We start from the raw sequence: 12,061 nt of genomic DNA, 5'->3' as shown, positions 1-12,061 counted from the left end.
AAATCAACAAGCAACACCAGAAATGCACATTCCTTGTGCATCAATGCACAACCTTATCAGGGGCGGATAACGTGCTGGATTGGGACAGCCTGCGGTACTTCCTGGAGGTCGCGCGGACGCAGCGCGTCAGCGCCGCGGCGCGCAAGCTCGGGGTCGAGCACACCACCGTGTCACGGCGCATCCGCGCCCTGGAAGCCGAATTGGACACGCTGCTGTTCGAGAAATCGCGCAGCGCCGGCTTCGTGTTGACCGAGGACGGCCAGCGCCTGTTCGTGCACGCGGAGCAAATGGAAAGCACGGTGCACAGCGCCCGCGAGACGCTGTCGGGGATCGGCCAGGCGCTGTCCGGCCACCTGCGGATCGGCGCCACCGAGGGCTTCGGCAGCTACGTCTTGACGCCGCTGGCGGCCGATTTCCAGCGGCGTTATCCGCACATCACGCTGGACATCCTGCCGGTGCCGCGCTTCGTCAGCCTGTCCAAGCGCGAGGCCGACCTGGCCATCACCATTGAGCGCCCCCAGCGCGGCCCCTATGTATGCAGCAAGCTGTGCGACTACACGCTGCGCCTGTATGGCACGCCCGAATACCTGGCGCGCCATCCGCCGATCCGCGGCCGCGCCGACCTGGCCGGCCACAGCTTCATCGGCTATGTCGACGAACTGCTGTTCAGCGAGCGCCTGCGCTACCTGGAAGACCTGCTGCCAGCCAGCCGGGTGGTGTTGCGCAGCACCAGCGTGGTGGCGCAGTACCACGCGGCGCTGCAAGGCCAGTCGCTGGCCATCCTTCCCTGCTTCATCGCGGCGCAGGATCCGCGGCTCAAGCCGGTGCTGGAAAAGGAGGTGGAGATCACGCGCTCGTTCTGGATGTATTGCCACGAGGACCTGCGCAAGCTCAAGCGCGTGACGGTGCTGTGGGAATTCATCCGCAAGTCGGTGCTGCGCAATGCCGACCTGCTGGCCGGCAAGCGCGGGACGATGAAATACCTGCCCTGAAAGCGGCAGCGGCGGCGCGATCACGGGCCCCCGCGGTCGGCGGCCCGCCTTGCCTATCCCCCCGCCAATGGATCGGGCCGCGGGTGGGACCGCTAGCTGTTCTTGGGCGCCTTGACGCGCAACCGGCGCATCAGCAGGAACGCCGTAAACGCGGCCACCACCAGGTGGATCGCCACGGTGCCCACGCCGAAACTGAGCTTGCCGTTGGAAATCCAGGCACGCGACAGGTTGATCAAGTTCATATACAGCAGCCCCACCAGGCCGGCAATCAGCAGGTCGCCGGAGCGGCCCAGTCGCGGGTTCACGGCGCCCAGCGGGATCGCCAGCAACGCCAGGTTCAGCGCGGCCAGCGGCAGCGAGATGCGCCACATCACCTGCGACCAACTGCTGGTGGTGTTGTCGGCCATCAGTTGCGGCGTGGTGCGCGCCTTGGCCGAGCGTTCGGCGGCGGCGCGCGCGGAAGCGACGGGGTCATCGCCGCCCTTGCTTTCCAGGCGCAATCCGTATTTCTCGAAGTGCACCAGTCGGATCTCGGGCGTGCCCGGCTTCAGGTCGTAGCGATGCCCCTCGCCCAGCACCAGGAAGCGGTCGCCATTGGGCAGCGTTTCGCTGTGGGCGCTGCTGGCGGTCAGGACGCTGAGCCATTCCGGTCCGGTTTCGCGCGCGAACACATTGCCCAGTTCGTCTGTCGGCTTGGCCGGATCCTCGGCGAAGAACACGCGGTTGCCGCCTGCCGATTCCGCGAACTGGCCCGCCGTGACCTTGGACAGGTCGGAGCGTTGTTCAAAGCGCTCGTGGTATTCGCCGATCTGGCGATACGCCCAGGGCGCGGCCACCAGCGTCAGGCCGGCCACCGCGATGGCCACGGGAATGGCGACGCGCAGCACCGGCTTGAGCCAGTCCGCCAGCGACAGGCCGCTGGCGAACCAGACCACCATCTCGGATTCCCGATAATTACGCGTGACGGTGGTCAACACCGCGATGAAGACCGAGACTGCCAGGATGGTAGGCAGCGCCGTGATGGTGGACAGCGCGGCCAGCACGAGCACGACGTCCGCCCCGATGTTGCCGCCCGCCGCCTCGCCGAGCAGGCGCACCAGCAGCACGCTGAGCCATACGATGAGCAACGTGGAAAAGACAACGCCAGCGTGACTGGTGATCTCGCTGACGACAGAGCGTTTGAATAGAGACATGGGAGAATATGCGGGATAATCGACCGCATCATACAGACGCACACGGGAAACCCTCATGGAATTTAGCACACAGACCACTGCTTCCCTGCACCAGATCAAGACCGCCGCGCTGGCGGTCGGGGTCTTCGCCGACGGCGTGTTGAGCCCCGCCGCCGACCTGATCGACCGCGCCTCCAACGGCGCCGTGCGCGCCGTCGCCAAGAACGAGTTCCGCGGCCGCGCCGGCTCGACCCTGGTGCTGCGTTCCCTGCCGGGCGTGTCGGCCCAGCGCGTGGTCCTGGTCGGCCTGGGCAAGCAGGACGAATACTCGGCTCGCGCCCACGCCTCGGCCGAACAGGCCTTCGCCGCCGCCTGCGTCGCGGCCCAACTGACCGAAGGCGTGTCCACCCTGGCCGCCAACCCGATCGCCGACGTGCCCCTGGTTGCCCGCGCCCGCAGCGCCGCCATCGCCGCCGGCAGCGCCACCTATCACTACGACGCCAGCTTCGGCAAGCCCGACCGCGACGCCCGTCCCAAGCTCAAGAAGATCGTGCAGATCGTCGAGCGCGCCGACGCCGCCCAGGTCCAGAAGGGCCTGCGCGAAGGCGCCGCCATCGCCAACGGCATGGAACTGACCCGCACCCTGGGCAACCTGCCGGGCAATATCTGCACCCCCACCTACCTGGGCGACACCGCCAAGCGCCTGGCGCGCGAATTCAAGTCGCTCAAGGTCGAGGTCATGGACCGCAAGCAGGTCGAAGCGCTCGGCATGGGCTCGTTCCTGTCGGTGGCGCGCGGCTCCGAGGAAGCCCTGCGCTTCATCGTCCTGCGCCATGCCGGCAAGCCCGCCAAGAAGAGCGCCAAGGCGTCCGAAGGCCCCATCGTGCTGGTCGGCAAGGGCATCACCTTCGACGCCGGCGGCATCTCGCTCAAGCCCGCGGCCACCATGGACGAAATGAAGTACGACATGTGCGGCGCGGCCAGCGTGCTCGGTTCGTTCCGCGCACTGGCCGAACTGGAACTGCCGCTGGACGTGATCGGCCTGATCCCGGCCTGCGAAAACCTGCCCAGCGGCAAGGCGAACAAGCCGGGCGACGTGGTCGCCAGCATGGCCGGCCTGACCATCGAGATCCTCAACACCGACGCCGAAGGCCGCCTGGTGCTGTGCGACGCACTGACCTACGCCGAGCGCTTCAAGCCGTCCACCGTCATCGACATCGCCACCCTGACCGGCGCCTGCGTCGTGGCCCTGGGCCATGTCAATACCGGCCTGTTCACCAAGGACGACGCGCTGGCCGAGGCCCTCTCGTCCGCCGGCCGCCAGGCCCTGGACACCGCCTGGCGCATGCCGATGGACGACGCCTACCAGGACCAGCTCAAGTCCAACTTCGCCGACCTGGCCAACATCGGCGGCCCCCCCGCCGGCGCCGTCACGGCCGCCTGCTTCCTGTCGCGCTTCACCAAGTCGTATCGCTGGGCGCATCTGGACATCGCCGGCACCGCCTGGAAGAGCGGCAAGGACAAGGGCGCCACCGGCCGACCCGTGCCGCTGCTGATGCAATTCCTGCTGGACCAGGCTTGAGCGGCAGCCCGCGGATCCCGGCATGACGCGCATCGATTTCGCCTTTGGCGCGCCCGACCGCCTGCGCATGGCCTGCCAGGTGGTGCGCAAGCGCTACCTGGCGGGCCAGCGGCTGGTGGTGTATTGCCGCGAGGGCTCGCGCCTGGCCCAGTTCGACCGCATGCTGTGGGCCTTCGATGACACCTCGTTCGTGCCGCACGTCCTGGCCAACGATCCGCTGGCGGCCGAGACGCCCGTCGTCCTGACCGCCGGCGATCCGCAGCAGGCGGCGCAGGCCGCCGGCGACGGCCCTTCGCCCTGGCTGCTCAATCTCGACGACGACTGCCCGCCGGGCTTCGAGACCTTCGAGCGGCTGCTCGAGATCGTCTCGGACGATCCCGACGACAAGCAGGCCGCGCGCCAGCGCTGGCGCGTCTATCAGGGCGCCGGCCACACGCCGCAAAGCCACGACCTGAGCCAACGACAGCAGGGCGCCTGACCGCCCTCCCCGCCTCCCGCGCCGCCCCCGGCGGCGCCATCTCGACCCTCGGGAGCCCCCATGCCCCACCGCCCCTCCGACCCCGGCATCCCCACCCTGACCCAGCGGGCCGAACCCACGCTGTCGCCTCCGGAAGCACCACTGCTGACCGACGCGCCCCAGGATGACGACGCCTTCCCACTGCTGACTGAAGTTGCCCCGAATGACGACGCCTTCCCGCTGCTGACCGACGTTGCCCCGAATGACGACGCCTTTCCGCTGCTGACCGACCTCGCCCGGGATGACGATGCCTTCCCGCTGCTGACGGATGTCGCTCAGGACGGCGCCGACGCGCCGCGTCCGGCTGAAGCGGCCGATACGCCCGCCCTTCCGGCCCTCGCCGCGGCGGTCGCGCCCGACGCCCCGGCCGCCGCACCGGCAGAGGCCTCGGTGCTGGCCGCCCGCCTGCAGGCGGAAGTCGAACAGGTCATGCGCCAGGCCCTGGCCGACGCCATCGAACAGATCCAGGCGCGCATGGACGAGGAACTGCCGCGTATCGTGGCGCGGGTGATGCAGGACGTCAGGCCCGGTTGAAACCGGCTTGACCATCCCCATAACAGGGTCATGCCTGCCCGCCCTGCGCGCTAATTCTTCTGAAAACTGGATTCTTCAGGGAACTGTAAGGTATCCTTGGCATCTAAGCCTTCTAGGCAAATCAATTTCTGCCGTACACAGGAGTCCTCCATGAACGAATATCGTCCGTCCCCCTTTAACCGTTCCGGCACCCTCGCCGGCGCGCCGGGCGAGGTCGTGCGCAACAAAGTCCTGCGCAACACCTATTGGCTTCTGGCGCTCTCGCTGATTCCGACCGTGCTCGGCGCGGCCGTGGGCCTGTACACCGGCATCAACCGCGTCATGGGCGCCAGCCCGGGCCTGTCCGCCATCGTGTTCCTGGTGGGCGCTTTCGGCATGATGTTCGCCATCGAGAAGAACAAGAACAACTCGCTCGGTGTGGTCCTGCTGCTCGCCTTCACGTTCTTCATGGGCGTGATGCTGTCGCGCCTGCTGGGCTTCGTGATGGGCTTCAGCAACGGCTCGCAACTGGTCATGACGGCCTTCGGCGGCACCGCGATCGTGTTCGGCACGATGGCCACGCTGGCCACCACCATCAAGCGCGACCTGTCCGGCCTGCAGAAATTCCTGTTCATCGGCGCGGTCGTGATCCTGGTGGCGGCCCTGGCCAACATCTTCCTGCAGTTGCCCGCGCTGATGCTGACCATCTCGGTGCTGGCCATCGTGATCTTCTCGGCGTTCATGCTGGTCGACCTGCAGCGCGTCGTGAACGGCGGCGAGACCAACTACGTGTCCGCCACGCTGGCCATCTACCTGGACGTCTACAACGTCTTCTCGAACCTGCTGATGCTGCTGGGCATCTTCGGCGGCAACCGCGAGTAAGCGCGCGGCTGTCACAGTCACAAGGGCCTGCATGAACCATGCAGGCCCTTTTTCATTGGAGCGAGCCATGCCTGATCGCCGTCGATTCCTGCAGGCCGCCGCCTGCGCATCGCTGCTGGCCCAGCCCTGGACGGCAAGCGCCCTGAGCCTCCAGCGGCCGATGCTGACCCGCCCGATCGGGGCCACCGGCGACATGCTGCCGGTGATCGGCCTGGGCACCGCCGACACCTTCAATGTGTCGCCCTCGGACGCGGCCGCCATGGCGCCGCTGGCGCAGGTCGTGGACGCCTTGCTGGAGGCGCGCGGCTCGCTGATCGACACCGCCCCCAGCTACGGACAGGCCGAAGCCGTCACCGGGGCGCTGCTGGCGCGCGAGCCGGACCGGCGTCCGCTGGTGTTCCTGGCCACCAAGATCAGCACCCAGGGCCACGAGGCGGCCCGGCGCCAGATCGAGAACTCGCTACGCGCGCTGCGGACGCAGAAGCCCGACCTGATCCAGGTCCACAACCTGATCGACACCCGCAACCAGTTGGCGCTGCTGCGCGAACTCAAGCAGCAGGGCGTAACGCGCTACCTCGGCATCACGCACTACACCGACGCCGCCCATGACGAACTGACCGAGCTGGTCGAAAAGGAAAAGCCCGACTTCCTGCAGATCAATCTGTCGGTGGGCGCGCGCAACGCCGAAAAGCGCCTGCTGCCGGCCTGCCAGGCCAATGGCGTCGCGGTGCTGATCAACCGCCCGTTCCAGGACGGCGCGCTGTTCCGCCAGGTCCGGGACCGGCCGCTGCCGGCCCTGGCCGGTGAAATCGACTGCACCTCGTGGGCGCAGTTGTTCCTGAAATTCATCATCGGCCATCCCGCCGTGACCGCCGTCATCCCCGCCACCTCCAAGCCGGCCAACATGGTGGACAACGCGCGGGCCGGCTTCGGTCCGCAACCGGACGCGGCGCTGCGCGAACGCATCGCCGCCCTGCTGGGCTGAAGCCATGCGCGCCGCCGGCTCCTGGCGCCAGCGGGCGGCGCAAGCGCTGGGGCTCCAACCCGGCGAGGTGGCGGCGGGCGCCTGCGGCTTCGCCTTCTTCTTTTTCCTGTTCTGCGGCTATTTCATGCTGCGGCCGATCCGCGAGACCCTGGGCATACAGGCCGGTGTTGACCAACTGCAATGGCTGTTCAGCGCCACGTTCCTGGCCATGCTGGCGGTGGTGCCGCTGTTCGGCTGGCTGTCGGGCCGGGTGCCGCGCGCCACGCTGGTGACCTGGGCCTACGCGGTGTTCGCCGCCACCATGGCGGGCTACGCGGCGCTGTTCCACTGGCAGCCCGATGGCGTCTGGGCCGCGCGCAGCTTCTACGTGTGGTTGTCGGTCTTCAACCTGTTCGTGGTCTCGCTCGGCTGGAGCCTGATGGCCGACGTCTTCCGCATGGCGTCGGCCAAGCGCCTGTTCGCCTTCATCGCCGCCGGTGCCAGCGCCGGGGGATTGTGCGGCCCGTTGCTGGGCGGCCTGCTGGCGGGCACGCTCGGCACGGCCGGCCTGCTGCTGTTGTCGGCGCTGCTGCTGGCGGCCACGCTGCCGCTCAAGCGCTGGCTGCTGCGTTGGCGCGCCGCGACCCGCTCCGAAGCCGAGACCGCTGAACTGGCGCGCCCGATCCCGGGCGCCATGCTGGCGGGGCTGGCACGGGTATTCCAGTCGCCTTACCTGCTGGGTATCGCCGTGCTGGTGCTGCTGCTGGCCACCCTCAGCACCTTCCTGTACATGGAGCAGGCGCGGCTGGTGGCCGAAACCTTCCCGGACAGGGCGCAGCGCATCCGCGTCTTCGCCACGCTGGACTTCATCGTGCAGGCCCTGGCGCTGTTGTCGCAGCTATTCCTCACCGGCCGCGTCGCCGCCTGGCTGGGCGTGCGATTCCTGATGGCGGCGGTGCCGCTGGCCATGGCACTGGCGTTCCTGGCGCTGGCGGCCTACCCGGTGTTCGCGGTGCTTGCCGTGGCCATGATCCTGCGGCGCGCCGGCGAATACGCGTTGGTCAAACCCGGACGCGAGATGCTTTTCACCGCGGTCTCGCCCGAGGACAAATACAAGACCAAGAACGTCATCGACACCGTGGTCTACCGCGCTGGCGACGCGGCCAGCGGCTGGGTCAAGGCAGGGGTCGATGCGCTGGGACACGGCGTGGCGCTGATCGCCCTCCTGGGCGCGCTGTGCGCGCTGGCTGCGGCGGCGCTCGGCTACGGACTGGGGCGCAAGGCCGATCGGCAGCCGCCACCCCAGCCTTAGCTTTTATCGAACAACCATCTGATAAAACCAAACGGATTCCCCGCGCGGCCGCCGCACAATAGCGCAGCCCTCAACGTCCCGGGAACCGTCATGAAACGCTCCGCCAGCCTTGCCGCCCTGTTGCTTTGCCTGACCGCGCAGCCCGCGCTGGCCGAATACCCGGAACGGCCCATCACGATGTTCGTGCCGGCCGCCGCCGGCGGCAACGCCGACATCACCGCCCGCCTGGTCGGCCAGGAAATGAGCCGCGTGCTCGGCCAGCCGGTGGTGATCGAAAACCGCGTGGGCGCGGGCGGCCGCATCGGCACCCAGGCGCTGGTGCGCGCCGCGGCCGACGGCTACACCATCGGCTACGCCCACGTCGGCACGCTGGTGCTGCATCGCTATCTCTTCAAACAGCAGCTCTATGACCTGGACCGCGACATCACGCCGATCGGCCTGGTGGCCGAAACCCCCAACGTCATCGTCGTCAACGCGGCCTCGCCCTACCGCGATCTCAAGAGCTTCATCGACGCCAGCCGCGCCCAGCCCGACCGCCTGACCATGACGTCGGCCGATCCCGGCACCACCAGCGAAGTCGGCGTCAAACTTTTCATCGCCCAGACCGGCGCGGCGGTGCGGCAGATTCCCTATAAGGCCACGGCCGCGCAGTTGGCCGACCTGCTGGGCGGCCACGTCGATTCGATGATGGAGAATCTGCCGCCCCTGATCGGCAATCTGAAGGACGGCCGCCTGCGCGCGCTGGCTGTCACCACCAAGGCCCGCGCGGCATCCAATCCGGACGTGCCGACGGTGGCTGAGCAAGGCTATCCCGACTACGAGCAATCGGCCTGGAGCGCGCTGGTGGCGCCTGCCGGCACGCCGCCCGCCGTCATCGCGCGGCTGAACGCGGCGATGAACGCCGCGCTGCGCGCGGAACCCGTCGCGCGCGAACTGCGCAGCCGCTCGCAGGAGCCGCTCGGCGGCGCGCCCGCCGACGTCCAGACCCAGATCCAGAAGGAACTGCCCAAATGGGAAACCCTCATCAAGGCCGCCGGCACCACGCTGGATTGACACCCCCTCGCCCGCGACCGGAGGCCACGCCATGATCCAGGTAAGCCGCGAAGACTTCACCTGCGCCGCCGCCACCAACGCGTCGGCCTACCGGCGCGTCACCATCCCGGTGCTGAAGATCGAGGCCGGCCCCGGGCCGGCCGTGGCGCTGATGGCCGGCGTGCATGGCGACGAATGGGAAGGCCAGGCGGCCATCCTGCAGCTCTGGCAACTGCTGCCGGGCGTCCTGCAGCGCGGCACGGTCTACCTGCTGCCCGCCGCCAACGCCGAGGCCTCGCTGGCCGGCACGCGCCTGTCGCCTTCCGACGGCGGCAACCTGAACCGCGCCTTTCTCGGCGCGCCGGCGCGCGGCTATACCGAGAGCGTGGCCGCCGCCCTGGAGGCGCGGCTGCTGCCGCGCATCCAGGCGCTGGTGGACATCCACAGCGGCGGCGCGTCGCTGCGCTATCTGCCGTCTTCGGTCATTACGCGCTACGGTGATGATCCCTATGATGAACGCCTGCCGGCCCTGGCCCGCGCCTTCGGCCTGCCGCATTGCGTGTTCTTTCGCGGCGGCGAATCCGGTTCGATGCCGGCCGCCGCCAGCCGCCTGGGCGTGCTGCGCCTGAGCGCGGAAATCGGCGGCGGCGGCGAGACCACCCGTGCTCTGGTGGAACGCTGCCGCGACGGCCTGCTCGGCTGCTTGGCCGAACTGGGCTTGCTGGCCGCCGCCACGCCGCGCCAGCCGGCGCCGTTGCTGCACGACCTGGACGCGCCGGCCGCCACCCTGCGCAGCCGCGAACCGGGCGTGTTCATTCCCGCCGTCGATCTGGGCCAGACCGTGACCGCCGGCCAGACCATCGGCCAGCTCATAGAACCCGCCCGCCCCGACCTGCCCGCGCGCGCTCTCGCCAGCCCGCAGGCCGGCACCGTCGTCTGCCTGCGCGCCATCGCCCGCAGCGACGACGGCGACTGCCTGCTGCAGGTCGCGCCCGCCCTTCCCCTGGACTCCCTTGCCTCGTTGTACTGACCCATGCTGATGAACCCCCGCTTGTCCGGCCTGCGCTGCATCCGCTGCGACAGCCACCTGCCGCCCGCCGACTACCCGGAAGGCTGCCCGCATTGCCTGGAGGCCGGCCATCCCGCGTCGCTGGAATGCCAGTACGCCGCAGGCTCCGGCGACGCAATCGACCTGCCGGTGCTGGGCCCCGTCACGCTCGGCGAAGGCGCCACGCCCTGCCTGGATGCGCCCGCGCTGGCGCAGGCGGAGGGCGTGGGACGGCTCTGGCTCAAATGCGAGAGCGCCAACCCCACCGGCAGCCACAAGGACCGCATGGCCGCGCAACTGGTGTCGCGCGCCCGGCTGGCCGGCGCCACGCGTGTGGCCGCGGCTTCCAGCGGCAATGCCGGCGTCTCGCTGGCGGCCTATTGCGCCGCCGCCGGTTTGCAGGCCGACATCGCCATCACCCGCAACTGCCCGCCGCTGCAGCGCGAGGCCATGCAGCGCTTCGGCGCCCGCCTGACCGCATTCGACGACAGCCTGGGCCGCTGGCCCCATGTCGCCGACCTGTGCCGCAACCAGGGCGCTTTCGCCGGCACCAACTATCTCAACCCGCCGGTCGGCACGCATCCCTACGGCGTCGAAGGCTACAAACCAATCGCGCAGGAATTGTTCGACCGCTGCGGACTGCCCACCGACATCGTCGTGCCAACCGCGCGCGGCGACCTGCTGTGGGGCATTCTGATGGGCTGGCAGCAATTGCTGCGCGCCGGCCGCATCCCGCGCCTGCCGCGGCTGCATGCGGTGGAACCGTTCGCCCGCCTGTCGCGGGCGCGCGCCGCGGGCGATGCGCGCGGCCTGTGGGAAGGGGCCACCGATCAATACTCTATCGCCGGCGGTACCGTCACCCTGCAATCGCTCGAAGCGCTGGCGCGCTCGGGCGGCTCGCCGGTCGAGGTCTCCGATGCCGCCGCCGCCCAGGCGCAGCAGCGGCTGGAGCGCCTGGGCCTGGCCACGGAACTGTCATCGGCCGCCGCGCTTGCGGCGGTCACGCGGTTGCGCCGCGCCGGCCAGCTTGATGCGGAATCGTCGGTGGTGCTGATCCTGACGGCGGACGGCCGCCGCGGCTAGGCGGCGGCAACGGCTGCGCGGACCGCGAGCCCGTCAGCCGCGCTTGACACCGTAGCGTTCCACCAACGGCGCCAACGCCGCGCGCAGACAGGTCGCCCAGTACTTGCCAGCCTCCGACAGCGGCCGGCTGCCATGCAGGATCATGTGGCATTCAAAATGCACCGGCGCAGCCAGCGGCCGGTGGCACAAGCCCGCGGCTTCCAGCCCCACCGCGGTGGCGGGGTTGGCGATGCCGACGCCATGGCCGGCCAGCGCAAGCTGGCACACCGTGCTCGAGTACGGCGTCTCGATCGCGACGCGCAGGCCGAGGCCGGCCTGCAGCACCAGCGCGTCCAGCCGCTGGCGCGAGGCATCCTCGGCATTCAGGGCGATCACATCCACCTCGGCCAGTTGCGCCAGTCCGACCTGCTCCAGGCGCGCCAGCGGATGACCGTCCGGGAACACCGTCACGGCCCGCAGGCTGGCCAGGCGATGGCCGCGCAGGCCCTCCAGCTCCGACTCATCCGCCACGGCGGCCAAGTCCAGCTCGCCTGACACCACCATGTCGCGCAGTGTGTTCGAATCCCGGATCTGCAGATACAGGGGCGTGTCCGGATAACGCTCGCGAAAGCGCGCGATGGTATCGCTGACGACCGCCCCGCTGTAGGCATGGATGCAGCCGATGCGCAGACGCGGCTGGGCCGCGCCGCGGATCGCGCGGATCTTGCGGCCCAGGCTTTCCAGGCCGACGTTCAGGCGGCGGATCTCCTCGTACAGCAGCGTGGCCTCGGGCGTGCGCTGCATGCGCTGGCGCACGCGCTCGAACAGCCGCAATTCGATGCTGGCCTCGAGCGCGGCCAGCGTCGCGCTGACCGTGGCCGGCGACACATCGAGCCGCCGCGCCGCGGCGGTCACGCTTTCCGTTTCATAGACGGTGCGGAAGGTCTCGACCTGCTTGAGCGTGAAGGTCATGGCAGGCGCGCCG

The 12,061-nt window shown here is 69.3% G+C and carries 12 protein-coding genes; 10 read left to right on the top strand and 2 right to left on the bottom strand.

The window, feature by feature from the left end; genetic code table 11:
• Positions 1–71 precede the first annotated feature (71 nt).
• Complete coding sequence (locus SB816_RS17295) at positions 72–992, top strand: LysR family transcriptional regulator (protein WP_054501538.1); 921 nt, start codon at positions 72–74, stop codon at positions 990–992.
• Between the two features lie 92 nt (positions 993–1,084).
• Here the strand turns inward: SB816_RS17295 and lptF are convergent, their stop codons facing one another.
• A complete protein-coding gene (gene lptF / locus SB816_RS17290; protein WP_054429575.1) occupies positions 1,085–2,185 on the bottom strand; it encodes an LPS export ABC transporter permease LptF in 1,101 nt (366 codons plus the stop codon).
• Between the two features lie 55 nt (positions 2,186–2,240).
• On the opposite strand from lptF, the gene SB816_RS17285 reads away from it, so the two are divergent.
• The 9 genes from SB816_RS17285 to SB816_RS17245 all read left to right on the top strand — a co-directional run bounded on the left by SB816_RS17285 (position 2,241) and on the right by SB816_RS17245 (position 11,097).
• Entirely contained in the window at positions 2,241–3,746 is a 1,506-nt protein-coding gene (locus SB816_RS17285) for a leucyl aminopeptidase (protein ID WP_410547323.1), read from the top strand.
• A 22-nt stretch (positions 3,747–3,768) separates the two neighbouring features.
• Positions 3,769–4,224 (top strand): DNA polymerase III subunit chi, encoded by a 456-nt coding sequence (locus tag SB816_RS17280; RefSeq protein ID WP_054501540.1) that lies wholly within the window; start codon positions 3,769–3,771, stop codon positions 4,222–4,224.
• A 60-nt stretch (positions 4,225–4,284) separates the two neighbouring features.
• A complete protein-coding gene (locus SB816_RS17275; protein ID WP_410547322.1) occupies positions 4,285–4,797 on the top strand; it encodes a hypothetical protein in 513 nt (170 codons plus the stop codon).
• A gap of 150 nt (positions 4,798–4,947) precedes the next feature.
• A complete protein-coding gene (locus SB816_RS17270; protein ID WP_006393496.1) occupies positions 4,948–5,658 on the top strand; it encodes a Bax inhibitor-1/YccA family protein in 711 nt (236 codons plus the stop codon).
• A 67-nt stretch (positions 5,659–5,725) separates the two neighbouring features.
• Complete coding sequence (locus tag SB816_RS17265; RefSeq protein ID WP_410547321.1) at positions 5,726–6,643, top strand: aldo/keto reductase; 918 nt, start codon at positions 5,726–5,728, stop codon at positions 6,641–6,643.
• A gap of 4 nt (positions 6,644–6,647) precedes the next feature.
• A complete protein-coding gene (locus tag SB816_RS17260) occupies positions 6,648–7,934 on the top strand; it encodes an NTP/NDP exchange transporter (RefSeq protein ID WP_064523614.1) in 1,287 nt (428 codons plus the stop codon).
• A 90-nt stretch (positions 7,935–8,024) separates the two neighbouring features.
• Positions 8,025–8,987 carry a Bug family tripartite tricarboxylate transporter substrate binding protein gene (locus SB816_RS17255; protein WP_410547320.1) on the top strand — a complete coding sequence of 321 codons (963 nt, stop codon included), beginning with the start codon at positions 8,025–8,027 and terminating at the stop codon, positions 8,985–8,987.
• Positions 8,988–9,018: 31 nt separating this feature from the next.
• A complete protein-coding gene (locus tag SB816_RS17250) occupies positions 9,019–9,996 on the top strand; it encodes a succinylglutamate desuccinylase/aspartoacylase family protein (RefSeq protein WP_410547319.1) in 978 nt (325 codons plus the stop codon).
• Positions 9,997–9,999: 3 nt separating this feature from the next.
• Positions 10,000–11,097, top strand: a complete 1,098-nt coding sequence (locus tag SB816_RS17245; protein ID WP_054501546.1) for a pyridoxal-phosphate dependent enzyme — start codon at positions 10,000–10,002, stop codon at positions 11,095–11,097.
• Positions 11,098–11,130: 33 nt separating this feature from the next.
• Here SB816_RS17245 and SB816_RS17240 read toward each other — a convergent pair whose 3' ends face one another.
• Complete coding sequence (locus SB816_RS17240) at positions 11,131–12,048, bottom strand: LysR substrate-binding domain-containing protein (protein ID WP_054501547.1); 918 nt, start codon at positions 12,046–12,048, stop codon at positions 11,131–11,133.
• Positions 12,049–12,061: the final 13 nt, after the last annotated feature.

The sequence above is a fragment of the Achromobacter sp. SIMBA_011 genome (assembly GCF_046535435.1).
Classification (GTDB): domain Bacteria; phylum Pseudomonadota; class Gammaproteobacteria; order Burkholderiales; family Burkholderiaceae_B; genus Achromobacter; species Achromobacter dolens.
This window is presented reverse-complemented; position numbering and strand designations above follow the sequence as displayed.